Origin of the sequence: Pandoraea iniqua (assembly GCF_902459685.1) — a bacterium.
In the GTDB taxonomy this organism is placed as follows: Bacteria; Pseudomonadota; Gammaproteobacteria; order Burkholderiales; family Burkholderiaceae; genus Pandoraea; species Pandoraea iniqua.
Map to the genome: position 1 here is coordinate 952,157 of NZ_CABPSF010000003.1, position 24,984 is coordinate 977,140.

Below are 24,984 nucleotides of genomic sequence, written 5' to 3' on the forward strand. Positions count from 1 at the left end.
GCAGGCCCCTCCCAAGCGTGCCCACATCACGCCATCGGTGTCCGCAATTCGATAATTCGAGGCCAATCTTCTGGCGGGTGCCGGCTTGGGCGCTGTCACGTTTCGCTCATCGCCGCAGCCCGGCGTCTGCCGGAACGTGGTTTGCGGCAAAGCCCCAAGTGCCCTTTGCACGCACCGTTGGCGCCGGAGTCCGCCCCGCCCAGCGGCAACCCGGTAGAATGTCGGTCGCGCCTGCGGTGTCCGCGCCGGAAACCGGCCGCGACATGACACACGCCAGTGGCTGCACCTTTGCCGAACTTTTCCTTCAAGATGGCCAACGATCTCGTCATTCTGGGTGCCACCCCGCCCCAAGCCGCCCACGCGGGCAACCCGTCCGACACCGTGAACCTTTCGGCCCTGACCGACGGCATCCGGGCGCTCGTGCCCGGCGCCACCACGACGTTCGCACCGGGCGTGGCACGCGTGGCCGATGTCACCGATACCCCGGCGCTGCGCTCCGCCATGGCGGCTTTCGCGCAGGCGCATGGTGTCGACGCCGTGCTGGTCGATAGCGCGCGCCGCCTGTCGGATTTCAAGCTGGTGGCGATGGACATGGACTCGACGTTGATCACGATCGAGTGCATCGACGAGATCGCCGATTACTGCGGCCTGAAGGCCGAAGTCTCGGCGATCACCGAAGCCGCCATGCGCGGCGAGATCAAGGACTTCAACGAAAGCCTCACGCGCCGCGTCGCCCTGCTCAAAGGTCTGGATGCCGGCGCGCTGGAAAAGGTCTACGAGGAACGCCTGCAACTGTCACCGGGTGCCGAAAACATGCTGCACGGCGTGCAAGCGCTTGGCATCAAGACGCTGCTCGTCTCGGGCGGCTTCACGTTCTTCACCGATCGGCTGAAAGCCCGGCTGAATCTCGACGTCACCCGCGCCAACACGCTGGAGATCGTCGACGGCAAGCTGACCGGCCGCGTGATCGGTGAGATCGTCAACGCCGAGGTGAAGGCGCGTACGGTCGCCGAAGTCGCCGCACAGTTCGGTGCGACGCCCGCGCAAGCCATCGTCATGGGCGACGGGTCGAACGATTTGCAGATGATGGCCATCGCCGGGCTGTCGGTCGCGTTCCGCGCCAAACCGGTCGTGCGCGAGCGCGCCTCGGTCGCGTTCAATCACGTGGGGCTCGACGCTCTGCTGTCGCTGTTTCGCCGGGACTGACGCCGGGCGCCGGGCGCATTCCCACACTCGGGATCGCTGAGCGAATCATGAAAGTTTCAGTGCGGACAACTTGCCACGCTTGCTCGATATTCATTCGATGCGAGCTTGTGCAAGTCCATGAATCCTTCGTCCATTGTCCGTGCGGCGACGCCACCGGCACGCCCGGTGGCGCTCGCGACACCGGGCGCCAGTCCTGAGGCATCGCACGCAAGCACTCGCGGCCGCGTGCAATTGCGTGCGGCGGGCCCGGCAGTCACCACTTCGTTCTGTGCACCGGCAAGGCCGCCCGAGTCACGGGATTCGTGGCCTCAACTTCGCGCAAGCACCTCGCGCGCAGCACTCAAGGACTTTCTCCCCGCCGAGGCAGCGCACGTGCCGGGCGATGTGTCGACCCTGTCGACTTGGTCGACCGTGTTGGGCAGTGCGGTGGGTCGCGTGTCTCAGGTCACCGTGACACCCGGCACCGTCTTCGCGGCAGAGGCGTCGGGCATCCCGCCGCCCCCGCAAGGCCTTTTTGTCCACGACGGCAAATACGCAACAGTCGTCGGCAAGCAGGCCAAAAAACGCTACTTGGGTAACGAAGACACCCAGCATCTGGCGCTTCCCGCCAAGCCGGTCTATCGCCAGTCGATCATGGGCACGCCCACGAGCCCGTTACCGGCGCGCCGCGCGTCCACCGATGTCGATACCTTCGCCGCGCAGTACACATCACCGCTCGACTTTGAAGTCACGCAGGTCGAGCTCGATCACATTGTCGATGGTGTGCCGTTCAAGAAGACCGTGAACGGCTTTCGCATCGGTGGCATCTCGCCCCACGTTGTCGTCGAAGCGGCCCCGGGCAAGTTCTACGTCGCGGGCACGATGCGCGCGAGCGATCTCCCGCGAGATCTGCGACGTCTGGACCCGACGGTGCCGATGGACAAGCACTGCATCGATCTGTACACCGAATACAAAGGCCGGTTGAACGTACTGCCGGCTTTGCTAACGCCTAAGACCACCTTCGACAACCTCTCGCAGCACGTCTCGCAACACCCTTCGCCGAAGGCCCGGGACGAGGCTATTGCCTTCAAGATACTCACCTCCGAACCGGCGCAGAATCGTTACGTCGAAATATGCAAGCGCAGCATCGACAGCCGTGAGCGATTCGATAGTGCACGGCACGCCGGCGACGCGCTCACCTATCAGACGATCCTCGGCCCGGACCACGTTTTCACGGTCGACGGTCAATGGAACATCGCCGATGCCGCGGGCATCACCGATCTCAAGACGCACTTGCAGGGGGGCAACATCGCGTTCGCCTCACTCGGCAGCGAGGATGGCCGCGTCGTGTACTTCTCGACATCCGGTGGCAAGCGCTTCGATGCGCTGACACTGCACATTCACGACGCGATGGGCGATGCCGACAAGATAACGATCGGCGAGACCACCTATGTCGACGCGAGACGACGTGTGATGCGAACGCTGCTAAGCGAATCCGGCATGCCGCCCGTCGGTCTGGTCGACTTGCCGGTGCTTGGCGACGACAGGGACAGCGGCCCCTCCCGCCTGAAGGATTCCGAACAGACGATCGCCGCGGCTATCGTGCACGACATGCGCAACTGCGCCATCGTCACCAGCATTCACGTCAATAGCCTGCTCGACACGTGCGACTCGTGTGCGAGTGCGCTCTCGATGCTTCAGACATTGACGGGCCACTCGGTCGATTTCGTCTATCACCGCGATTACGGTGCGTCCGCGGAAAACAGCGCGCACAAGACCGTGCGAACGTTGCAAACGCTTCTCGCCACGGCGAGTGCGCTGCGAGCCGATAGCATGGTGAACGACACCACCGCGAAATGCATGACGGCGCGGCGATTGCTGACGCCCGAACTCTTGCAGGAGTTGGCCATCGGTCTGCGTTTTGCCAACGGCGACAAGGCCGATCAGCTCGCGTTTCGTGTGAACGTCGACTACTTGCGGCTGCTCGCCGGACTGGTCGCCGACGACACGCTGCCCGCGCGTGCCGTCCTCAAGGCGCTATCGAGCGAAGCCGGACTCGTCTACGTCTCGCTGCTCGGCCATCGTGCGCCTTCCCTCGAAACGCTGGCGCATGCATGGGCGGATTTGCTGCATGAGATAGTGGACAAACGCGTCACCCGCGAGGATGTCTTACGCTTGCTGCTCGGCAGAAGCGACCCGTGCCAAACCTGTTTCCTGATCGAGCTTCTGAACGCACCGCGCGAGCCCGGCGATTGCCGGCGCGCGCTGCTGACCCGCTTGCGGGCCGAGCATCTGATACCGTCATTTCGTGATCTGCTCGCCTCTCAGGGACGACTTAGGGCCGCGATCATTGTCTTCCGGCTGCGCTCCCGCTGGCAGCAGGTGCCGGAAATGGCGCTCGAACATCACGACGTGCCAACAGTCATCGACGGCATTCGGCGCGTGATTTCTGAAAAGGTTCTGCTCCGGCTGGAAGCGGATCGCCTGAAAACGCGCCTGCGCGAGATCATGCCGACGATCACGATCCGCGAACAACAAGCCATGCGCGAAATGGTCGACGGTGTCGTGCAGCGCGCGTGGCAGAAGGCACTGCCCGGCGAGCACCCTCCCTCGGAAATTGCCCGTCAGGTACTCGACGACATCGGCCCTGCCTACGGTCGCGACCTCGCCCTATCGCGCAAGAAAGCGCGCGACGCGGTGATCCGCGAAGAAGTGTCGGCCTATGTCAAATTTCTTCGGTCGAACCCCGATGCCGAGGCAGAGGCGGTGAAAGCGGCGTTCCAGACACATGTCGCCAACGCAAAGGCCGCCCATGGTCAGATGATCTCGCCGGCGGCGGATCACCCGTTGCCCACGGCCGACGCCGCAGATCAGGCCGGGCTACGGGTCGCGCCCGAGGTCCTGAGCGTGACGACAACGCGTGAGGCTAGCGAAAAACGTGAGGCCGCGGCGTCTGAAGCGGTGCAAGTTGCCACGACATCGAAGGCCGTAGCGGCCTCGGTTACCCAACGCACGACGCAGAAGATAAAGGAAACGGCCAAGAAAAAGACGTTCCTGTCGCGCCAGACGGGAGGCTATGCGGCATTCGTTGCGGCCAACGAAGCATCAAAAACGAAAGCGGCGAAACAAGCGACGGACGACGCCGAAGCCAAAACCCAAAGAGAGGCCGACGCGCAGAGCAATGCCGCGACGTGGCGTATTGCGCATCGACTGCGGACCTTGCAAGGCACCACGTGGTCCCAGCTTCAAGATCGGAAGGACGCACTTAGCAGCAAGTACACAACAGAAGAACTTGTCGAGCGGCACGCGAATCTGAACAAACCGTCAACGTCTGCGAGCGCGCGCGCCACCGAAGCGGCGAGTCGTATTCCGAGTGCGCAGTGGCAAGCGCCCGACGGGTCGATCCGGACGAGCAACAAGGAACACAAAAGCTAAGTTCGGTCGAAAGTCGAGGGCCGGACACGTGTGGTGCCCGGCCATCGACACGTCATGTGTGGGATTCGCCGTCTGCTGTCGGTACATCGGCACGCGGCCCATCCACACTGGACGCTGAGGGGCTTACCCGACCAGATGCGCGCTCAGACTGGTTTCGATATCGGCTTGCAGATCGCGCACGTCTTCCAGACCGATGTAGAAGCGCACGAGCGCGCCCTTGTGCGGCCACGGCATGGCCGTGCGCATTGAGGGCACGCGATACGGCACCACCAGACTGTGGGCACCGCCCCAGCTGAAACCGATCTTGAAGAGGCGCAGCGCTTCGATGAAGGCATCGATTTGCGCCTGCGAATAGCGCTCGTCGAACACTACCGAAAACAGGCCGCCCGCGCCAGTGAAGTCGCGACGGAAATTCTGATAGCCCGGGCAATCTTCGAAGGCCGGATGCAGCACGGCGACGATTTCAGGGCGAGTCTTGAGCCATGTGGCCAGCGTCATCGCGGCACGGTCATGGGCTTCGAAGCGCAGTTGCATGTTCGGCAGGCTGCGCAGCAAGAGACTGCAATCGTCCACCGACACGCCCACGCCCATCCGCATACGTGCCTGTTTCAGGCGATGGTGCACGTCGTCATCGATGGTCACGACGGAGCCCATCAGCACGTCGCTGCCGCCCGATTGGTACTTGGTGAGCGCCTGTACGGAGATGTCCACACCGTGATCGAACGGGCGGAAGGCGATGCCTGCCGAGTAGGTATTGTCGATGGCCGTGAGCACACCGCGCTCGCGTGCCACGCGGGCAATCGCCGGGATGTCCGGCACTTCCATCGTCACCGAGCCCGGCGCTTCCAGCCAGATCAGTTTGGTGTTCGGCTGGATCAGCGCGCCGATGCCGTCGCCGATCAGCGGGTCGTAATAGCGCACGGTGATGCCGAACGATGCTTGCAGCCAGTCGCCGTGCTCACGGTTCGGGCTGTAGGCGTTGTCGGGAATCAGCACGTCGTCGCCCGACTGGATCAGGCCGAAATAGACGTTGGAGATAGCACCTAGCCCAGACGGGAACAGCAGGCAGTGCTTTCCACCTTCGAGCGCCGCCAGACGCCGCATCAGTTCCATCGAAGTGGGCGTGGCATGCAGGCCGTAGCGCCACTGGCTGTCGTTCTTCCAGTCCAGCGAACGCATGGCAGCCAGATCGGGGAAGATCACCGTCGAGGCGCGCGCCACGGGCACGGGCATCGCGGCAAAACCGGCAGGCAACTGGGTGTCGGCGTGGAGGATATTGGTTTGCCAGTGCCAGCCGTTGGCGTCCGGCTTGTCGAGCGCCCCAGAGGGCTTGCGGTTGTCTTGCGTCATCACAGCTCCGGAATCACACGGGCCGGCAACAACGCCGGCCCCCGGGGTGTAACTTACACGCGCTCGAACACGGCGGCAATGCCCTGCCCGCCGCCAATGCACATCGTCACGAGCGCATAGCGGCCGCCGATGCGCTGCAATTCATGCAAAGCCTTCACGGTAATCAGCGCACCGGTGGCGCCGATCGGGTGGCCCAGCGAAATGCCCGAACCGTTCGGGTTGACCTTGGCCGGATCGAAACCGAGGTCGCGCGTGACGGCGCACGCTTGCGCGGCGAACGCCTCGTTGGCTTCGACCACATCGATGTCGCTCACCTTCAGGCCCGCACGCTCCAGTGCCTTGCGCGAGGCCGGCACCGGGCCGATGCCCATGTAGTTCGGATCGACACCGGCATGCGCGTAGCTGACGAGACGCGCAAGCGGCTTGGCGCCACGGCGTTCCGCTTCGGCACGTTCCATCAGGATGAGGGCAGCAGCAGCGTCGTTCAGGCCCGAGGCGTTGCCTGCGGTGACCGTGCCGTCTTTCTGGAACACGGGGCGCAGCTTGGCCATGTCTTCCATGGTGACGTCGGCACGCACGTGCTCATCGGTCGTGAAGGCCACGTCGCCCTTCTTCGACTTGATGATGATCGGCACGATCTGGTCGTTGAAGTAGCCGGCGGCCATGGCGCGTGCCGCGCGTTGGTGAGACTCCACGGCGAGACGGTCCTGATCTTCGCGCGTGATGTCCCACTTCTTCGCGATGTTCTCGGCCGTCACCCCCATGTGGATGTTGGCAAACGGATCGTGCAGCGCGCCGAGCATCATGTCGACCAGACGCGATTCGCCCATGCGCGTGCCCCAGCGCGCACCCGGCATCACGTACGGGGCGCGGCTCATGCTCTCGGCACCGCCGGCCATCGCAATGTCGGTATCGCCCAGCAGGATCGACTGCGCAGCGGAAACCACGGCTTGCAGACCCGAGCCGCACAAGCGGTTCACGGTCATGGCCGGGGCGTGCTGGCTCACGCCGGCCTCGATCGAGGCCACGCGCGCCAGATACATGTCTTTGGGTTCGGAATGGATGACGTTGCCGAAGACGACTTGACCGACGTCTTCACCGCCAACACCCGCGCGCGCCATGGCTTCGCGGGCAACGATCGCGCCGAGCTGCGTCGGCGCGAAATCCTTCAGGCTGCCACCAAAATCACCGATGGCCGTACGTACACCACTGACGATCACGACGTCTCGTTGCATGTCTCTTCTCCGTGTGGATATAAGTTTGCAAACGAGTATACCGCCGCCCGGGTTACCGCGATGGGGGGCTCAGTGGAGGGAAACGTCAGTTGTTTTGTCAGGCGCCCATCAAGGCCAGCACTTGCTCGGTACGCGGCACCGGGGCGACTGCACCGTAGCCGGTCGTCGAGAGCGCCGCGCAGATGTTGGCGTAACGGGCAGCCGTGAACGGATCGTCGCCCAGCGCCAGACGCGCCACGAACGCACCGCCGAAGCAATCGCCTGCGCCGGTGGCGTCGAGCGCCTGCACCGGGTATGGCGCGACGATGCGGCGCTCGGTCGGCGTCGCGACGTAACAACCTTCGCGGCCCAGCTTGAGCGCCACGACCTTCACACCGTGGGAGAGAAGTTCGTCGAGAATCGCATCGCGGTCTTCCAGACCGGTGACGGCGGTGACGTCGTCCCAGCTCGGCAGGCACACGTCGGTCAGGCTGAACGCTTCACGCATGGTCGCGCGGGCACGGGCCAGTGGCCACAGTTTGAGGCGCAGATTGGTGTCGAACGACACCTGACCGCCGGCCGCACGAATCTTCGACATGGCGTCGAAGGCCGCGTCGCAGGCGTTCACGCTAATGGCCAGACTGATGCCCGACAGATGCAGAAACTGGGCGCTGGCCAGTGCGTCGCGCGGCAGGTCCTGCGCGTGATACCGGCTGGCGGCCGAACCGGCACGCAGATAGTCGAAATGGTGGCCGTTCTCGTCGTGCGACACGAAGTACACGCCCGTGGGGGCCTGCGTGTCGACGCGCACGGTCGTCGTATCGACGCCCTCGTCGCGCCACAGGTCGAGCAGCATGCGGCCGAACAGGTCGTCGCCAACCGCGCTCACGAAACCCGTGCTCACGCCCTGACGGCGCGCGGCGATGGCGAAGTTGGACGTGTCGCCACCGAAGCCCTGAAGGTACTGACGGGCGTCGCCGGGCGACTGATTGAATTCGACCATGGCTTCACCCATGGCCAGCACTTGCGGCGTTTGTGACATTTGCTGAGTTTTCGATTGGGCTTGTGTCATCGATTCCATCCCCTCAGACCACTTCGCCCCACAGGTCGTGGCCGTCGGCGCCGGTGACCGTCACGTTGACGAACTCGCCCACCTTCAGGCGCTTGGCGGCCTTGGTGGTCGGTTCGATGTACACGAGGCCGTCGATTTCCGGGGCGTCGGCGGCCGAGCGGGCAACGCCGCCGTCCTGATTGATCTCGTCGACGATCACCTGAATCGTCTTGCCGACCTTGCGCAGCTGGCGCTCGGCCGAAATTTCTTCGGCCACTTCCATGAAGCGCGCGCGGCGCTCTTCACGGACTTCGTCGGGCAGTGCGCCCGGCAGTTCGTTGGCCTTGGCGCCTTCGACCGGCGAATACGCGAAGCAACCCACGCGGTCGAGTTCGGCTTCTTTCAGGAAGTCCAGCAGGTATTCGAATTCGGCTTCGGTCTCGCCCGGGAAACCGGCGATGAACGTGCTGCGGATCGTCAAATCCGGGCATGCCTTGCGCCACGCCTGAATGCGCTCCAGATTCTTCTCGCCCGACGCCGGACGCTTCATGCGCTTGAGCACATCCGGATGCGCGTGCTGCAACGGCACGTCGAGATACGGCAGGATGTGGCCCTCAGCCATCAGCGGAATGATTTCGTCCACGTGCGGATACGGATACACGTAGTGCAGACGCACCCACGCGCCGTACTGCTTGGCCAACTCGCCCAGCGCCGTGACCAGTTCGGTCATGCGCGTGCGCAGCGGGCGGCCGTTCCAGAAGCCGGTGCGATATTTCACGTCGACGCCATACGCGCTGGTGTCCTGCGAAATCACGAGCAGTTCTTTGACGCCGGCCTTGAACAGGTTCTCGGCTTCGAGCATGACTTCGGCCACCGGGCGCGAGTCGAGATCGCCGCGCATCGACGGGATGATGCAGAACGTGCAGCGGTGATTGCAGCCTTCGGAAATCTTCAGATACGCGTAGTGGCGCGGCGTGAGCTTGATGCCGGCGGCCGGCACGAGATCGCTGAACGGATCGTGCGGCTTGGGCAGGTGCGTGTGCACCGCCGTCATGACTTCGCCCAGCGCATGCGGGCCGGTCACGGCGAGCACCTTCGGGTGGACGGTGGTCACGATGTCTTGCCCGGCGGCGTCCTTCTTGGCGCCCAAACAACCGGTCACGATGACTTTGCCGTTCTCGGCCAGCGCTTCGCCGATGGCATCCAGACTTTCCTGAACGGCGGCGTCGATGAAGCCGCAGGTGTTGACCACCACGAGATCGGCACCGTCGTAGGTGCCGGAAATCGCATAGCCTTCAGCGCGCAGTTGGGTCAGGATTTGCTCGGAGTCAACCAGAGCCTTGGGGCAGCCGAGCGAAACGAAGCCGACTTTGGGAGTGCCGGCGGGCAATGGGCGGGACATGGGGCGAAATCCTGATCTAGTAATGACGGTGTAACGACCGGACAGCGAGCCACTGGGGCCCTGACGAGGCGATTTCGCCGCCGTCAACGCCCTGCCCGCCTGCCGATACTCGCGCCACGGGCACAACCCGCGGCGAAGAACCGCGCATTTTACCTTGTTCGCCCGTTGTGCGTTCCAACTATCGTTGCGGTGTGCGCCCCGAGCCACACCGCAACGTCATACCGGCGCGAAACACTCGCGCCCGTATCCCTGCGTCAGGGTTTCTTGTTGGGATCTTTGCCCGGCGTACCCGGCGTACCCGGCATGCCCGGCATTCCCGGTCCGCCCGGCCCACCCGGGAACGGGAAGGTGCTGAACATGTTCTTGGCCTGACTCTGCATCTGCTCCTGCATCTGCACGAACAGGTTCTTCGACTGCTCGATGTAGTTGGTCATCATGCCCTGCATCATCGGCGCCTGCATGTTCATGAACTGCGCCCAGACATCCGGGTTGAAGGCCGCGCCTTCGTAGATGCCCTTCGACTGATCGGACAGCTTGTTCTGAATCTCGATGAAGGTCTGGATGTTCTTCTCGAGGTACGTGCCCATCATCCCTTGCAGCGCATGGCCGTAGAAGCGGATGATCTGGGACAGCATGGCGCTCGAGAACATCGGCACGCCGCCGGTCTCTTCTTCCAGAATGATTTGCAGCAGAATGCTGCGGGTCAGGTCCTCGCCCGTCTTGGCGTCAACGACCTTAAACTCCTCGGTCTCGAGCACCAACTGCTTCACATCGGCAAGGGTGATGTACGTACTGGTCTGCGTATCGTACAAACGCCGGTTCGGATACTTTTTGATCAGGCGCTCGTCAGTCTTCTTGCTCGCGGTCATGCGGTGGGTTTCCTGCTTTTATGAAGGACTTCCCCGACCGACGGTCGGGGTTAGTCACATATTATCGATTTTAGGGCGTTTGCTGCTATGCGGCAAAGCCCTAACCCGCGGCGGAAAAGGTGCATACCGTTGGCCCGCACCCGCGCTTCCGCCCTGCCACCGCTCAGCCCATGTGCAAGCCGCCGTTGAGCGAGAAGTCCGCTCCGGTCGAAAAGCCCGATTCTTCCGATGCGAGCCACGCCACGATGGAACCGATTTCGCTCGGCTCGCCCAGACGCTTGACCGGAATCGTCGCCACGATCTTGTCTAGCACGTCCTGACGGATCGAGCGCACCATGTCCGTGCCGATATAGCCCGGCGACACCGTGTTGACGGTCACACCCTTGGTCGCGACTTCCTGCGCCAGCGCCATCGTGAAGCCGTGGATACCGGCCTTGGCCGTCGAGTAGTTCGTCTGACCGAACTGACCCTTCTGACCGTTGACCGACGAGATGTTGATGATGCGGCCCCAGCCACGCTCGCACATGCCCTCGATCACCTGCTTGGTGACGTTGAACAAGCTCGTGAGGTTGGTCGCGATCACCGCATCCCAGTCCTCGTGCGTCATCTTACGGAACACGACGTCGCGCGTGATACCGGCGTTGTTCACCAGCACCTCGATCTCGCCCACTTCCGCCTTCACCTTATCGAAAGCAGCCTTGGTCGAATCCCAATCACCGACGTTACCTTCGGAAGCGACAAAATCGAAACCCAGCGCCTTTTGATCCTCCAGCCACTTCACGCGGCGCGGCGAATTCGGGCCGCAGCCCGCCACGACCTTGAAGCCGTCTTTGTACAGCCGCTGGCAAATGGACGTACCGATACCGCCCATCCCGCCTGTCACGTATGCAATGCGTTGAGTCATGGAACGCTTCCCCCTAAATAACGGCAAACCTGCCGCCTGTTGCGACTGCCAATTGACCGACGCGCAGGCCGCGCGTTCCCACGCGAACCTTCCGTCTCCTGACTGCCTCCGGCAACAAGCCCGCGCGCGTTGCACGCACGGGCGTCACCGGTTTGATTCGTTGTGGGTTACTGCACGCAACGAGTGCGCTCAAACACGTTCTACTGCCAGCGCAACGCCCATGCCGCCGCCGATGCACAGCGAGGCCAGACCGCGACGTGCGTCGCGACGCGCCATTTCATGCAACAGCGTGACGAGAATACGGCAGCCCGACGCGCCGATCGGGTGACCGATGGCAATCGCGCCACCGTTCACGTTGATCTTGGACGTATCCCAGCCCATCTGCTTGTTCACCGCCAAGGCCTGCGCGGCAAACGCTTCATTGATTTCCATCAGGTCAAGGTCTTTCACGTCCCAGCCCGCACGCGCCAGACAGCGCTGCGATGCCGGCACCGGGCCGATACCCATCACCGACGGATCGACACCCGCGTTTGCGTACGCGACGATGCGAGCGAGCGGCTTGAGACCGAGTTGCTCGGCGCGCTTAGCAGACATCACCACGACCGCGGCGGCGCCGTCGTTCAGGCCCGAGGCGTTGGCGGCGGTGACCGTGCCGTCTTTCGAGAAGGCGGGCTTGAGACCGGCCAGCGATTCGGCCGTCACGCCATGGCGCACGAATTCATCGGTGTTGAACAGGAGCGGATCGCCCTTGCGTTGCGGAATCGAGACCGGCACGATTTCAGCGTCGAAACGGCCAGCCTTCTGTGCGGCTTCCGCCTTGTTCTGCGAAGCGGCGGCAAACGCATCCTGCATTTCGCGCGTGATGCCGTATTCCTTCGCAACGTTCTCGGCCGTGATACCCATGTGGTACTGGTTGTACACATCCCACAGGCCGTCGACGATCATGGTGTCGACCAGCTTGGCATCGCCCATGCGGAAACCATCGCGCGAACCCGGCAGCACGTGCGGCGCTGCGCTCATGTTCTCCTGACCGCCGGCGACCACGATGTCGGCATCGCCCGCAGCGATAGCGTTGGCTGCCAGCATCACGGCCTTCAGACCCGAACCGCACACCTTGTTGATCGTCATGGCCGGCACCATCGTCGGCAGACCTGCCTTGATGGCTGCCTGACGCGCGACGTTCTGCCCCGAACCGGCCGTGAGCACCTGACCCAGAATCACTTCGCTCACATCTTCGCCCTTGAGCTTGGCGCGCTTGAGGACCTCGTCGATCACGATTGCGCCCAGATCCGGCGCAGCCACCTTGGCGAGCGAGCCGCCAAACTTACCGACTGCGGTGCGCGCAGCCGACACAATCACGATATCCGTCATGTCTCTTTCCTCGTTTTCAAAATAAGTCGAACCAAAGGGCTAGGGCCTGCTCAGGCTTTCGCCTTGACGTAGCGGCCGGGCGCCGGCTCGATGGGGGCATAAGCAACATTACCATACGACTTTGGCGCTTTGACGCGTTTTCCGGCGTAGCCGGCGAGCCAGTCGCTCCAGTCCGTCCACCAGCTTCCCGGGTGCTCCGTGGCACCTGCGAGCCAGTCGGCGGACTCGACGCCCACGTCGTCATTGCGCCAATAACTGCGCTTCTTCTTAACCGGCGGATTGACCACCCCGGCGATGTGGCCCGACGCGCCGAGCACAAAGCGGCGCTCGCCGCCAAGCAACGGCAGCGAACGGAATGCCGAGGTCCACGGCACGATGTGATCTTCCCGGGATCCGAACACATAGGCCGGGGCATCGATCGTTCCCAGATCGACCGGCACGCCGCAGGTCTGCACGACACCGGGCTGCTTCAGTTCGTTCTGCAAATAAAGATGGCGCAGATACCAGCAGAACATCGGGCCCGGCAAATTGGTGCCGTCGCCGTTCCAGTAAAGCAGATCGAACGGCTGCGGCGCGTTGCCCTTCAGATAGCTGTCGACCACGTAATTCCAGACCAGATCGTTCGGACGCAGGAACGAGAACGTATTGGCCAGCTCCACCCCGCGCATCAGACCCGGCGGCTGGCCGAGCGCCCCGCCGATCGTCTGCTCGCGGAATTGCACGTGCGGCTCGTCGACGAACACGTCGAGCACGCCAGTATCGGAAAAATCCAATAGCGTGGTCAGCAACGTCACACTCGCGACCGGCGACTTGCGGCCGTTTTGGCCCTTGGCGGCGAACACGGCAAGCGCGGCGGCCAGCAACGTGCCGCCGACGCAGAAGCCCAGCGCGTTGATCTGCGGCTGTCCGGCGATCTCACGCACGACGTCGATAGCCGCGATCGGGCCTTCGCCGACGTAGTCGTCCCACGTCTTGTGTGCGAGCGATGCGTCGGGGTTGCGCCACGACACCACGAACACCGTGTGCCCCTGCTCCACGGCGTAGCGCACGAGCGAGTTTTCGGGTTGCAGGTCGAGGATGTAGTACTTGTTGATGCAAGGCGGCACCACCAGCAGCGGCCGTTGATGCACGGTCGGCGTGAGCGGCTTGTACTGGATGAGCTGAATGAGGTCGTTCTCGAACACGACCGCCCCTTCCGTGGTGGCAACGTTGCGCCCCACTTCGAATGCGGCCTCGTCGGTCTGCGACACCTTGCCCTTGCCCATATCGACGAGCAGGTGCTGCATCCCGGCGAGCAGGCTGTCGCCGTGCGTCTGCACGAGGCGCTGCTGCGCGTCGGGGTTGGTCGCGATGAAGTTGGCGGGCGAGCTCGCGGCCACCCACTGTTCGACGGCAAAACGAATGCGCTCGCGCGTCTTCGCGTCTGCGTCGACCAGCTCGGCCATGCGCATCAGAAAACGGCCGTTGAGCAGATAGAGTGCGGCGGGCAGCGCGTAGAACGGGTTACGCCAGCCTTCGCCGGCAAAACGACGGTCGCCCAGCGGCGGCGCGTTATCGAGCCCCGGCTGATTGAAACTGGCCACGAGTTCGGAGAATTCACGCCCGTATTCCGTCTGAAGGGCATTCAGACGCGCGGGGTCGACATGCAAGGCAGACGGCTGCGGCAATTTGCCGGCGCTGCCGAACATTTCGAAGAGATGGCTGAAGGGATTCGCAGCACCATGAGCACTCGCGGTGGTCGGGCCCGCAACGCCCGGCAATGCGCCGAACATTTGTTGGGCGGCACTGAACCACTGCGACATGTCCTGAGCGGAGAGCGAAGCGGAGGGAAACTGCTGAGCAAACGAGGCGGCAAACGAGGCCGGATCGAAGTTGGCACTGGCGCGATTCATGATAGCCTGAGCGTCACGTCCGTTGCGTTCACGGGCCAGTGCCCGAAACGCGGCGGCGTGCTACGCCTCGCGAGCGTTGCGCCCCGCCTGAAATGCATTCTTGCGTGCGAGCGCAGGCGTGTCAATGCTTGCGGCGTACGTCCGGTGGGAATTGTCCTGCCGCCCCGCCAATTTTTGAATGCGCGTTTGTCCCGATGCTGATCGTCGCTCTCGGCTGGCTCTATGTTCTGGCGATGGTCGCCATCACCGCCCCGTCGGTCTGGCTCGGCCTGTTTATCTTCATTGGCGGCGGGGTCGCGCCCGTACTGCTCTTGCTCTATATCGCCGGGGGCCGCATCCGGCGGGCCAGACGACTTCACCTTGAACGGCAATCCGAACTGCGGCCTGATGACGCAGCGACTGGCGAGGCCAATGCCGGCGTGACGCACGTCATCGACCGTGACACGAATCCCACAGTCAGCCGCGCCGTCACACCCGCGTCATCAAGCGCACACCCTGTTACACCACCCGCCACACCAGTGCCGCCATCCGGCCTGTCGTCCGATCGCGGCGATACGAGTAAAACCGCGCCGAATCGCTGACCGTACACCACTGACCGCCCGACACGCTCGTCACGCCCTCACGCGCTAACCGCAAGCGCGCCAGTGCGCAAAGATCCGCGAGCGACTTTCCCACCGCAGGGTCGCCATGGGCGACAAAAGCCGCAAGCGTCGCGTCGCGCTCGGCAGGCGTTGCCGCGTCAAGGAATGCCTCGCGCACTTCCGGCCCGACCTCGAAGGTCTGCGGTCCGATGCACGGCCCGAGCCATGCGATGACCTCGGCGCGCGTGCCCGTTTGCGGCAAACGCGCCCGCAATGCCTGCACGGTCTGCTCGATCACACCGGCACAAAGCCCGCGCCAGCCAGCATGTGCGGCTGCCACGGCCTGCCCCTGCGCATCGCACAGCAAGACAGGCATGCAATCGGCCACCATCACCGTGCTCGCCAGCCCGATCGCATTCGTCGCGCTTGCATCGGCCTGCAACGGATCGCCGGCGCGAACGGCATCGAGTGCGTCCTGCGCATCGACCACACGCGGACCGTGCACTTGCGCCACCCACGCGGAAGGCACGCCCGTGCGCGAGGCCAGCAACGCGCGATTCGTGGTGACCGCCGCGGGATCGTCGTCCGCCTTGAAGCCGAGATTGAAAGTGGCTTGCGGCCCTTCGCTCACCCCGCCCGCACGCGTCGTGAACACGGCACGCACATTTGACGGCGCGGGCCAGTCGGGCACGATCCAGTCATCGGGAAAAGTGTCCTGCTCAAGTTCTCGCGCATGGCCAAGGTTATGCAGGGAAGAAGTCATCGAGCGAATCGGGGAGGGTTGAGAAGTCGAATTCGAGGCCGAGCGCGGCCATGAGTTCACGCATGTCGTCCGGCAACGGTGCCTGCCAATGCATCGCGTTGCCGTCGACCGGATGAATCAGCCCCAGCCGCCATGCATGCAGCGCCTGACGCGAGAAATCGCCCGGCAGTGCCGGACGGCGATGGCGCGGCTTATATAGCGGATCGCCAAGCAGCGAATGCCCGAGGTGCGCCAGATGCACGCGAATCTGGTGGGTCCGGCCGGTATCGAGTGAGCACAGCACCAACGAGACCGGCGAGCTCTCCCACTCGGCGCTCGCCACCGTCACCACCCGCGTGCGGGCCGGCTTGCCGCCATGCCCGTGCACTACCGCCATGCGGGTGCGCTCGCGCGGGTCGCGTCCGATCGGGGCATCGACGACGGTGCGCAGCGGGGGACGGCCCCACACGAGCGCCGCGTAGTGACGCTTGACGGTTCGCGCCTGCAATTGCCGCACCAGATCGGTTTGCGCAATCAAAGTCCGCGCCACGACCATCAGGCCGGACGTGTCTTTATCCAGACGATGCACGATCCCGGCGCGCGGCAGATCGGCCGCCGCTTGTCCGTATCGATGAAGCAAGCCGTTGAGCAAGGTGCCCGACCAGTTACCCGCCGCCGGATGCACGACGAGCCCTGCCGGTTTGTTGAATACGGCGAGTGCCGCGTCTTCGTGAACGACATCGAGCGGCACCGGTTCCGGTGTAAACGCCTGTTGCTCAGGCAACGCTGCCGGCGTAATCGTCACCGCCTCGCCGCCCGCGACTTTCTGGCGGACCTTGGCCGTCACGCCGTCGAGCATCACGCGGCCGTCTTCGACCCACGCCTGTAAACGGCTGCGGGAATACTCGGGAAAACATTGCGCGAGCGCCTTGTCGAGGCGTTCGCCGGCGAGGGCATCGGGGAGTGTGGCGACGAGCGGTGCGGCATCGTTAGCCCCTGCCAGCGTGGCAGAGGTAGAATCGCTGTCGGAATTGGGGGTGCCACCGTGGGCACCTGGGAAAGCTGCGGGAAGCGAATCGAGGTCGTCGTCAGACGAGTCCTCCGCATTTTCCGTGGCAAATGAGGCGGTTACGCTATAATCCGGCACTATTGAACGGGTCATCGAGAAGTGAAGCCAACGAGCATGCAAGCCCTGAAACTTGTCAAACATCTTACGCTGGCCGTTATTCTGGTCGGCGGCGTGGCCGCCTGCGGCATTCTGCCGGAGAAAGTCGACGAAACGGCCAGCTGGTCGACGAACAAATTATACTCGGAAGCCAAGGACGCCTTCGACGGTGGCGATTACTCCAAAGCCGCCAAGTATTATGAGTTGCTCGAAGGGCGCGACCCGTTCGGCCCGCATGCACAACAAGCGCAGATCAACACGGCCTACGCTTATTACAAAGACAATGAGCAGGCGCAGGCGCTTACCGCCATCGACCGCTTCATCCGTCTGCATCCGGACAGCCCGTCGATCGATTACGCCTATTACCTCAAGGGCCTGATCAACTTCAACGACGATCTGGGTCTGTTCGGCCGCTTCTCGGGTCAGGATCTGAGCGAGCGCGATCCGAAGGCACTCCGTTCGGCGTACGACAGCTTCAAGTATCTGGTCGAGCACTATCCGAACAGCAAGTACGCGAACGACGCCGCCCTGCGCATGCGCTACGCCGTCAACGCAATGGCCGCCCACGAAGTGCACGCCGCCGAGTACTACTATCGTCGTGGTGCCTATCTGGCCGCTGTGAATCGTGCCCAGAGCGCTCTGCAAGACTTCGACAAGGCACCGGCGCTCGAAGACGCGCTGGGCATCATGATCAAGTCGTACGACAAACTCGGCATGACCGAGCTGCGTGACGACACCCGTCGCGTGATGGAAAAGACGTATCCGAACAGCGGCTACCTGACGGTGGGTCATCGTATCGACGATGGCACCGGCAAGAAGTCGTGGTGGCAACTCTGGCGTTAATGCAACATTAAAGCGCCATTGATTCGGCACTGATCGCGTATCAGACCGAACTTGCCAGCATCATCGAAAAGCCCTCGCCTGCGAGGGCTTTTTGTTTTCCGCTTACATTGTGACTTTCGCTCGCCACTGCCTGAGGAGTCTGTCTCGTGAGTTCGCCCGCTTCTGCCGCCCTGCCCGCTAAGACCTTGCTCGCGCTGCGTCACGTGCATTTCGAAGATCTCGGCACGCTCGCGCCGTACTTCAAACAACGTGGCTATGCCATCGAGTATGTGGATGCGCCCATTTTCGATTTGCGCACCCTCGATGCGCTGTCGCCCGATCTGATGGTCGTGCTCGGCGGCCCGATCGGCGCCTTCGACGAGGCCATCTATCCGTTCGTCGCCGATGAACTCGCGTTGGTGAAAGCGCGTCTCGATGCAAACGCCCCCATTCTCGGTATTTGTCTGGGCGCGCAATTGATGGCGCGTGCACTGGGCGCGAAGGTGGCGCCGCTAGACGTTAAGGAGATCGGCTACGCACCCGTCGCACTGACCGCCGCCGGGCAAGCGTCGCCGTTGGCCGCATTGGGTGATGTGCCGGTGCTGCACTGGCATGGCGATCAGTTCGACATTCCGCCCGGTGCCGCGCATCTGGCGCGAACGCCCGTCGGGGAGCATCAGGCGTTCTCGCTCGGCAAGCATGCGCTCGGCCTGCAATTTCATCTGGAAGCCGATGCTGCGGGTATCGAGTCGTGGCTCGTGGGGCATGCCTGCGAATTGGGGGCCGCCGGCGTGAACCCGGTGACGCTGCGTGCGGATGCGCACGCCTATCAGGCACGCCTTGCCGAGGTCGCGCCGGCCGTCGTGGGGCGTTGGCTCGACGCGCTGGCAACCTGAGGGCCGCTCAGGCCTCTGCGTCCGCCGCCATCTCGTCGAAGAAGCCACGCACGATCGGCAGTTCGCGCGTGCGCTTGAACGGCGGCAGGCTTTGCCAGATGCGCCGGCCATAAGGCTTGTCGACCAGACGCGGATCACAAATCATCAGCACACCGCGATCACGCTCGGAGCGGATCAGGCGCCCCGCCCCCTGCTTGAGCGTGATAACCGCCTGCGGCAACTGGTGCACGGCAAACGGGCTCAAGCCCTTCTTGGTCAGTGCATCGAGCCGGGCGGCCAGTACCGGATCGTCAGGCGGCGCGAACGGCAGCTTGTCGATGATGACGAGCGAAAGCGCTTCACCGCGCACGTCAACGCCTTCCCAGAAACTCTGGCTGCCGATGAGGACCGCATTCCCGAGCGCGCGAAAACGGTCCAGCAACTCGGTACGGCTCGCCTCCCCCTGCACGAGCAGCGGATACGGCCAGCCGCGCCGGTCGAATTCCTCACGCAGGCGCTCCGCCGAGCGATTGACCGCGCGCAGCGTCGTACACAGCACGAACGCCCGGCCACCGCTCACCTCCAGCACCGGCAATGCGGCGTCCAGCACGGCGTCAGTGAAGCCCGGTGCAGACGGCTGCGGCAAGCCGCGCGGCACATACAGCAGACTCTGATTCGGATAGTCGAACGGACTCGCCAGCGTCAGCGACTTGCCCGCATCGAGCCCGAGCTGCGCAGCGTAGTGATTGAAGTTGCCCTTCACCGAGAGCGTCGCCGACGTGAAGATCCATGCGCGCGGCGCGCCCGCCCGTTGCTTCGCAAAAATCGGGGCAATCGACAGCGGCGTCTGATGCAACTGCACCGCCTGCGAGAAAACTTCAATCCAGCGCACCGTCTCGGGCGGCGTATAGGTTTTCTGCTTGCTGCCCTCGCCGTTCTGCGCGTCCGCCGACGCTTCGGCTTCGGCCGCAGCGCGCGCCGCTTCTGCCTCACGCGCGATAGCGGCTTTCGCCGCCTTCTCGCGTTTGCCATCGGTCACACGCGGCGCATCCGGGTCGAGCAGCGGCAAGGGTTCCTCGCCCGGCGTGGGCGGCGCCGCGCCCGTCTGCCAGCGCTCAAGCTGCTGATGCAACTCGAGCGAGCGACGCAGACAAGCACCGAGGGCTTCGGCACGTTCCGCCTGATGTTGCAGCGTCTCGATCAGGTCCTGCAACGCGACGTCCACGCCATCGAGCGCGCCGAACAATTCATGATCCTCGGCGAGCTGCGCCACCGACATGCGCGTGTTATCCGGCCCGAACGTCAAACGCACATCACGCGCCGCTCGTTCGAGATTCGCACCCAACTTCACCCAGTCGGCCGCATCACGTGCATGAATCAGCCCCTCGGCCACGCAATCGCGCGCGAGTTCGAGAATCTGACCGGTGGACACCGTTTCGCCGAAGAACAGCGTCGCCGTCTCGGGCAACTGATGCGCTTCGTCGAAGATCACGGTATTCGCGCTGGGCAGCAACTCGGCCATGCCCGTATCGCGCAACATCACATCGGCAAAGAACAGATGGTGATTGACCACCACGAGGTCGGCCTGCTGCGCCTCTTTGCGGGCCAGCATCACGAAGCAGTCTTTGTAGCGCGGACACTCCTGCCCAAGGCAGTTATCGCGGGTCGATGTCACCTGCGCCCAGATGGGTGCGTTTTCAGGCACGGAAGCCAATTCGGCCTTGTCGCCACTTTTCGTGATCTGCGCGAACGTCACGATCTCGCGCAATTGCGCAGCCTCGTGGCGCGACGCAAAACGCGCTTCCTGCTGTGCGCGTTCGAGGTAGTAGTGGCAGAGGTAATTCGAGCGGCCCTTGAGCATGGCGACGCTCACCGGCACGGCAAGGGCGCGGCGTACCGTCGGAATATCGCGCGCGAAAATCTGGTCCTGCAAGTGCTTGGTGCCGGTCGAAATGATCGTCTTGCCGCCCCAGAGCATCGCAGGCACGAGGTACGCGTACGTTTTGCCCGTGCCCGTACCGGCTTCGGCAATCAGCGAGTCGTGCGTGTCCATCGCCGACGCCACTGCGCGGGCCATTTCGGTCTGCGGCTCACGCGAGCGATAGCCGTCGATGGCGCGCGCCAGCATCCCGCCGTCGCCAAAAATCTCCTCCAGCTCGCGCTCGCGCCGGGGCGCAAGCGGTTTGAGTCCATGGAAGGTGGGCGTATCGGCGGAAGTGGCGTCGTCGGGGGAATCGCTGGCAGTGGCGGCAGAATCGATCAAAACGGCAAATAAAACTCAAAGGCGCCGCGAATCGATAACTGACGATTCGCGGCGCCGGCAATGAAAAAAGTGTCGCGCAGACGGGTTTGATTCACGTCACGCGGAGAAGGCGCGATGGCTGGTCCAGCCAGCCTCAGGCCGGCAGATCCGGCGTCTGCTGCACTTGCAGCAGGGTAATGGTGTCCTTGATTTTCAGACGGCGCTTCTTCAGGCGCGTGACTTGCAGTTCGTCGTACGTCGGCTCCGTCAGCAACTTGTCGATCAGGAAGTCGAGATCGCGGTGTTCGATCTGCAACTCGATGATGCGGCGTCCAATGGAGTGAAGATCGTGCTGCATCGTGGCAACTCTCCTGCAACTCTCAAGTGATCCCGGCGCCGGTCACCTTGACCGGCCCGGTGGCCCGGACTTGCTTACTGTCCGGGCAGCGCCTTTTGCGCCGGCGTGCTCCCCGACTGCGACTGATTTTTGCGCTCGTCGGACTTCTTCTGGCGCTCGATGGCTTCCGCCTGCTTCTCGCCGTACTTCCGCACGTTTTCGGCACGCTCGGCAGCCTTCTGATCCGCCGTCGCCTTGGCTTCGTCGAGCTTCTTCTGCTGCTCGGCCTGCTTGGCATTGTACTGCTCGGAATTGGCCGCGCGTTGCGGTGCCTGCCCAGTGCGCTCGGTCACACGCTGCTGATATTCGGCCTGCTTGGCCTGATAGTCCGACACATTCTGCGCACGCTCGGCGGCCCGTTGCGGTGCTTCGGCGGCGGTCTGGGCGCGTTTGGCTTCCAGTCGCTCGTCGCGGTCTGCCGCGCGCGCCTTGCGCTCGGCATCTTCCAGCACCAGCCGCTGGCTGCGCACGGCCTTGAGGGCTTCGCGCTGCTGATCACGCGCCTTCTCGACGCAGTAGTTCACGAAGAATTTCGACGCGCATTCGTACTTCGCTTCCTGGAAGCGATAGTCGATCCACGCGCGCTGGCGGTCGAGCACGGCGCGCCGGCCCGCGAAGTCGTCGTCAGCCGGATGCATATCAAGCTTGTCGTCGTACGCGACCGGCTTGTCGTCCTCGGCGGCCGCCGCGGCAGACGCAGTGCTGGCCGCCGACGGCGTGCGATCGGCCGTGGCGTCGAACGGCACATGGGGCACGCGAATCTGATCGGTCGTGCGGCCCGCGGCTTCGACAGCCGAGAGTCCCTGCGCGAACGACGCGGAAGGCAAACCAACAATGGCTGCGATGGATGCGAGCGCGGCGGCCGCCACGGCCGTCATCGCGCCAAAGCCAGCGAATGACGTACCAGCGCGACGGCGCGAAAACAATTTTGCGAAGGAAATCATGAGGTTGGGCAGAGTGATGCCAAATTTTAGCATTGCCTGCCCGGACGCGCCCGCGGTTTATGGCAAAATGCCCCGCTCCTGGCACTTGGGTAATTCGCAACACTCATGACGCAAAACGTAGCCCTTCAGATCGTTCAACGCATCGCCGCCGAACTCAGCGTGCAGCCACGCCAGGTCGCCGCCGCCGTGCAATTGCTGGACGAAGGCGCCACCGTGCCCTTCATCGCGCGCTACCGCAAGGAAGTGACCGACAACCTCGACGACACGCAACTGCGCACGCTCGAAGAGCGCCTGCTGTACTTGCGCGAGCTCGAAGACCGCCGCGCGGCGATTCTCACGAGCATCGAGGAACAAGGCAAGCTCACCGACGAGCTGCGCACGGCCATCGTGGCCGCCGAGACGAAACAGACGCTCGAAGACCTGTATCTCCCGTACAAGCAAAAGCGCCGCACCCGCGCGCAGATCGCCCGCGAAGCCGGCCTCGAGCCGCTCGCCCACGCGCTGCTCGCCGACCCGACGCTCGACCCGCAAACCGAAGCCGCCAAATTTGTCGACGCCGAAAAGGGCGTGGCCGATGTGAAGGCTGCCCTCGACGGCGCGCGCGACATTCTTTCCGAACAGTTTGGCGAAACGGCCGAGCTGCTCGGCAAGCTGCGCGACTACCTGTGGAATCAGGGCGTGGTGTCGTCGAAGGTAATCGAAGGCAAGGAAAACGAGGAAGGCGAGAAATTCCGCGATTACTACGACTACGCCGAGCCGATCGCTTCGGTGCCGTCGCACCGCGCCCTCGCCCTCTTCCGCGGCCGTAATCTCGGCGTCCTGATGGTCAAGCTCGGTCTTGGCGAAGAACTCGACGTGCAGGTGCCGCACCCGTGCGAAGGCGTTATCGCCGGCCATTTCGGCATTCGCAATCAGAGCCGTGCCGCCGACAAGTGGCTGGGCGATGTGTGCCGCTGGTGCTGGCGCGTGAAGGTGCAGCCGCATCTGGAATCCGAATTGCTCACGCAAATGCGCGAGAGCGCCGAAAGCGAAGCCATTCGCGTGTTCGCGCGTAACCTCAAGGCGCTGCTGCTCGCCGCACCGGCCGGCCCGAAGAGCGTGATCGGTCTGGACCCGGGTCTGCGTACCGGCGTGAAGGTGGCCGTTGTGGACCGCACGGGCAAGCTGCTCGGCACGGACACGATTTATCCGCACGAGCCGCGTCGCGACTGGGACGGCTCGCTCGCCCGTCTGGCCAAGGTGGTTGCCGCGACCGGCGCCGAACTGGTCAGCATCGGCAACGGCACGGCCTCGCGGGAAACCGACAAGCTCGCCCTCGAACTGATCAAGCGTCACCCGGAACTGAAGTTGCAGAAGATCGTGGTGTCGGAAGCCGGCGCCTCGGTCTATTCGGCTTCGGAATTCGCGGCCAAGGAATTCCCGGAACTCGACGTTTCGCTGCGTGGCGCGGTGTCGATTGCCCGCCGTCTGCAAGATCCGCTGGCCGAGCTGGTGAAGATCGAGCCGAAGGCGATTGGCGTCGGTCAGTATCAACACGACGTGAATCAGCGCGAACTGGCCCGCATGCTGGACGCCGTGGTCGAAGATTGCGTGAACTTCGTCGGTGTCGACGTGAACACGGCCTCGGCCCCGCTGCTCGCCCGCGTGTCGGGGCTGAACAGCACGCTCGCGAAGAACATCGTGGACTTCCGCGACAGCAATGGTCCGTTCGCCAGCCGCGAGGCGCTCAAGAAGGTGCCACGTCTGGGCGACAAGACGTTCGAACAGGCGGCCGGCTTCCTGCGCGTGAATGGCGGCGACAACCCGCTGGACCGCTCGTCGGTGCACCCGGAAGCCTACCCGGTGGTCGAGCGCATTCTGGCGAAGATCAAGAAGAGCATCGGCGACGTGATGGGCAACGGTTCGGTGGTGCGCAGCGTCTCCGCGACCGAGTTCGTCGACGAGCGCTTCGGTCTGCCGACGGTGAAGGACATCCTGACCGAACTGGAAAAGCCGGGCCGCGATCCGCGTCCTGAGTTCAAGACGGCGACGTTCCAGGAAGGCGTGGAAAAGATCACCGATCTGAAGCCGGGCATGCAGCTCGAAGGCGTGGTCACGAACGTGGCGGCATTCGGCGCGTTCATCGACATCGGTGTGCATCAGGACGGTCTGGTGCACGTCTCGGCCATGTCGACCAAGTTCATCAAAGACCCGCACGAAGTCGTGAAGGCCGGCGATATCGTGAAGGTGAAGGTGCTTGAGGTCGACCCGCGACGCCAGCGCATCTCGCTGACGATGCGCCTGAACGACGACCTGCCGGTGGCCGGCGAGAACGATCGTCCGGGCGCGGGTGGTGGCGGCGGTGGCGGCCATCGCGGCGGTGGTAATGGCGGCAATGGCGGCAACCGCAGCGGCGGTGGCGGGCGTCAGCGTGAACCGGAAACGGTGAACGCGATGGCAGCCGCTTTCGCCAAGCTCAAGCGCTAAGTCAGGCCAGCATAAGAAAAAGCCCGCGATCTTCGGATTCGCGGGCTTTTTTCATGACACTCAGATCGCGTCTTTGA

General features: G+C 63.7%; 19 protein-coding genes. 6 read left to right on the forward strand and 13 right to left on the reverse strand.

Features of this window, described 5'->3' with window-relative positions; translation table 11 throughout:
• Window positions 1-309: 309 nt before the first annotated feature.
• Window positions 310-1,206 (forward strand): phosphoserine phosphatase SerB, encoded by an 897-nt coding sequence (serB, locus tag PIN31009_RS15140; RefSeq protein WP_150790914.1) that lies wholly within the window; start codon window positions 310-312, stop codon window positions 1,204-1,206.
• A 117-nt stretch (window positions 1,207-1,323) separates the two neighbouring features.
• The gene (locus tag PIN31009_RS15145; protein WP_150790775.1) at window positions 1,324-4,620 is read left to right on the forward strand and encodes a cell envelope integrity TolA family protein; all 3,297 of its coding nucleotides are present in this window, start codon (window positions 1,324-1,326) and stop codon (window positions 4,618-4,620) included.
• Window positions 4,621-4,743: 123 nt separating this feature from the next.
• Here the strand turns inward: PIN31009_RS15145 and PIN31009_RS15150 are convergent, their stop codons facing one another.
• The 8 genes from PIN31009_RS15150 to phaC form a co-directional block, all read right to left on the reverse strand.
• Window positions 4,744-5,970, reverse strand: coding sequence for a cystathionine beta-lyase (locus PIN31009_RS15150; RefSeq protein WP_246185684.1), 1,227 nt, complete (start codon window positions 5,968-5,970; stop codon window positions 4,744-4,746).
• A gap of 53 nt (window positions 5,971-6,023) precedes the next feature.
• Complete coding sequence (bktB, locus tag PIN31009_RS15155; RefSeq protein WP_150790776.1) at window positions 6,024-7,205, reverse strand: beta-ketothiolase BktB; 1,182 nt, start codon at window positions 7,203-7,205, stop codon at window positions 6,024-6,026.
• 97 nt (window positions 7,206-7,302) lie between these two features.
• Window positions 7,303-8,226 (reverse strand): sugar kinase, encoded by a 924-nt coding sequence (locus PIN31009_RS15160; protein WP_150790777.1) that lies wholly within the window; start codon window positions 8,224-8,226, stop codon window positions 7,303-7,305.
• A 43-nt stretch (window positions 8,227-8,269) separates the two neighbouring features.
• A complete protein-coding gene (rimO, locus tag PIN31009_RS15165; protein WP_150790778.1) occupies window positions 8,270-9,637 on the reverse strand; it encodes a 30S ribosomal protein S12 methylthiotransferase RimO in 1,368 nt (455 codons plus the stop codon).
• 254 nt (window positions 9,638-9,891) lie between these two features.
• On the reverse strand, window positions 9,892-10,506 hold the full coding sequence (gene phaR / locus PIN31009_RS15170; protein WP_087687111.1) for a polyhydroxyalkanoate synthesis repressor PhaR: 615 nt from the start codon (window positions 10,504-10,506) through the stop codon (window positions 9,892-9,894).
• A gap of 163 nt (window positions 10,507-10,669) precedes the next feature.
• Window positions 10,670-11,410: a 3-ketoacyl-ACP reductase gene (locus PIN31009_RS15175; protein ID WP_150677603.1), complete on the reverse strand. Its 741-nt coding sequence runs from the start codon at window positions 11,408-11,410 to the stop codon at window positions 10,670-10,672.
• A 189-nt stretch (window positions 11,411-11,599) separates the two neighbouring features.
• Window positions 11,600-12,781 carry an acetyl-CoA C-acetyltransferase gene (locus PIN31009_RS15180; RefSeq protein WP_150684430.1) on the reverse strand — a complete coding sequence of 394 codons (1,182 nt, stop codon included), beginning with the start codon at window positions 12,779-12,781 and terminating at the stop codon, window positions 11,600-11,602.
• Between the two features lie 50 nt (window positions 12,782-12,831).
• The gene (phaC, locus tag PIN31009_RS15185) at window positions 12,832-14,673 is read right to left on the reverse strand and encodes a class I poly(R)-hydroxyalkanoic acid synthase (protein WP_425495488.1); all 1,842 of its coding nucleotides are present in this window, start codon (window positions 14,671-14,673) and stop codon (window positions 12,832-12,834) included.
• Window positions 14,674-14,867: 194 nt separating this feature from the next.
• Between phaC and PIN31009_RS15190 the strand changes: the two genes are divergently transcribed.
• Window positions 14,868-15,254, forward strand: a complete 387-nt coding sequence (locus tag PIN31009_RS15190) for a hypothetical protein (protein WP_150790779.1) — start codon at window positions 14,868-14,870, stop codon at window positions 15,252-15,254.
• On the opposite strand, the gene pgeF is transcribed toward PIN31009_RS15190, so the two are convergent.
• Both pgeF and PIN31009_RS15200 read right to left on the reverse strand, forming a co-directional pair.
• A complete protein-coding gene (gene pgeF / locus PIN31009_RS15195) occupies window positions 15,172-16,017 on the reverse strand; it encodes a peptidoglycan editing factor PgeF (RefSeq protein WP_150790780.1) in 846 nt (281 codons plus the stop codon). The genes PIN31009_RS15190 and pgeF overlap by 83 nt on opposite strands.
• On the reverse strand, window positions 15,998-17,158 hold the full coding sequence (locus PIN31009_RS15200; RefSeq protein ID WP_150790781.1) for an RluA family pseudouridine synthase: 1,161 nt from the start codon (window positions 17,156-17,158) through the stop codon (window positions 15,998-16,000). Before PIN31009_RS15200 ends, pgeF begins: the two co-directional genes overlap by 20 nt.
• Window positions 17,159-17,179: 21 nt before the next feature.
• On the opposite strand from PIN31009_RS15200, the gene PIN31009_RS15205 reads away from it, so the two are divergent.
• Complete coding sequence (locus PIN31009_RS15205) at window positions 17,180-18,004, forward strand: outer membrane protein assembly factor BamD (RefSeq protein ID WP_150684434.1); 825 nt, start codon at window positions 17,180-17,182, stop codon at window positions 18,002-18,004.
• Between the two features lie 146 nt (window positions 18,005-18,150).
• Complete coding sequence (locus PIN31009_RS15210; protein WP_246185685.1) at window positions 18,151-18,879, forward strand: glutamine amidotransferase; 729 nt, start codon at window positions 18,151-18,153, stop codon at window positions 18,877-18,879.
• A gap of 7 nt (window positions 18,880-18,886) precedes the next feature.
• Here PIN31009_RS15210 and PIN31009_RS15215 read toward each other — a convergent pair whose 3' ends face one another.
• The 3 genes from PIN31009_RS15215 to PIN31009_RS15225 all read right to left on the reverse strand — a co-directional run bounded on the left by PIN31009_RS15215 (window position 18,887) and on the right by PIN31009_RS15225 (window position 22,441).
• A complete protein-coding gene (locus tag PIN31009_RS15215) occupies window positions 18,887-21,118 on the reverse strand; it encodes an ATP-dependent DNA helicase (RefSeq protein ID WP_174997215.1) in 2,232 nt (743 codons plus the stop codon).
• Window positions 21,119-21,254: 136 nt separating this feature from the next.
• Complete coding sequence (locus PIN31009_RS15220) at window positions 21,255-21,458, reverse strand: YdcH family protein (RefSeq protein ID WP_058378251.1); 204 nt, start codon at window positions 21,456-21,458, stop codon at window positions 21,255-21,257.
• A 74-nt stretch (window positions 21,459-21,532) separates the two neighbouring features.
• Complete coding sequence (locus tag PIN31009_RS15225) at window positions 21,533-22,441, reverse strand: hypothetical protein (protein WP_150790783.1); 909 nt, start codon at window positions 22,439-22,441, stop codon at window positions 21,533-21,535.
• 105 nt (window positions 22,442-22,546) lie between these two features.
• Between PIN31009_RS15225 and PIN31009_RS15230 the strand changes: the two genes are divergently transcribed.
• A complete protein-coding gene (locus PIN31009_RS15230; protein ID WP_150790784.1) occupies window positions 22,547-24,907 on the forward strand; it encodes a Tex family protein in 2,361 nt (786 codons plus the stop codon).
• Window positions 24,908-24,984: the final 77 nt, after the last annotated feature.

Bases quoted from the DNA above. Each gene is read 5' to 3' on its own strand.
- PIN31009_RS15190 (WP_150790779.1), top strand. From the start codon at position 14,868: ATGCTGATCGTCGCTCTCGGCTGGCTCTATGTTCTGGCGATGGTCGCC.
- PIN31009_RS15180 (WP_150684430.1), bottom strand. From the start codon at position 12,781: ATGACGGATATCGTGATTGTGTCGGCTGCGCGCACCGCAGTCGGTAAG.
- PIN31009_RS15145 (WP_150790775.1), top strand. From the start codon at position 1,324: ATGAATCCTTCGTCCATTGTCCGTGCGGCGACGCCACCGGCACGCCCG.
- PIN31009_RS15160 (WP_150790777.1), bottom strand. From the start codon at position 8,226: ATGTCACAAACGCCGCAAGTGCTGGCCATGGGTGAAGCCATGGTCGAA.
- PIN31009_RS15150 (WP_246185684.1), bottom strand. From the start codon at position 5,970: ATGACGCAAGACAACCGCAAGCCCTCTGGGGCGCTCGACAAGCCGGAC.
- pgeF (WP_150790780.1), bottom strand. From the start codon at position 16,017: ATGACTTCTTCCCTGCATAACCTTGGCCATGCGCGAGAACTTGAGCAG.
- PIN31009_RS15230 (WP_150790784.1), top strand. From the start codon at position 22,547: ATGACGCAAAACGTAGCCCTTCAGATCGTTCAACGCATCGCCGCCGAA.
- rimO (WP_150790778.1), bottom strand. From the start codon at position 9,637: ATGTCCCGCCCATTGCCCGCCGGCACTCCCAAAGTCGGCTTCGTTTCG.
- serB (WP_150790914.1), top strand. From the start codon at position 310: ATGGCCAACGATCTCGTCATTCTGGGTGCCACCCCGCCCCAAGCCGCC.
- phaC (WP_425495488.1), bottom strand. From the start codon at position 14,673: ATGAATCGCGCCAGTGCCAACTTCGATCCGGCCTCGTTTGCCGCCTCG.
- phaR (WP_087687111.1), bottom strand. From the start codon at position 10,506: ATGACCGCGAGCAAGAAGACTGACGAGCGCCTGATCAAAAAGTATCCG.
- PIN31009_RS15205 (WP_150684434.1), top strand. From the start codon at position 17,180: ATGCAAGCCCTGAAACTTGTCAAACATCTTACGCTGGCCGTTATTCTG.
- PIN31009_RS15200 (WP_150790781.1), bottom strand. From the start codon at position 17,158: ATGACCCGTTCAATAGTGCCGGATTATAGCGTAACCGCCTCATTTGCC.
- PIN31009_RS15225 (WP_150790783.1), bottom strand. From the start codon at position 22,441: ATGATTTCCTTCGCAAAATTGTTTTCGCGCCGTCGCGCTGGTACGTCA.
- bktB (WP_150790776.1), bottom strand. From the start codon at position 7,205: ATGCAACGAGACGTCGTGATCGTCAGTGGTGTACGTACGGCCATCGGT.
- PIN31009_RS15175 (WP_150677603.1), bottom strand. From the start codon at position 11,410: ATGACTCAACGCATTGCATACGTGACAGGCGGGATGGGCGGTATCGGT.
- PIN31009_RS15220 (WP_058378251.1), bottom strand. From the start codon at position 21,458: ATGCAGCACGATCTTCACTCCATTGGACGCCGCATCATCGAGTTGCAG.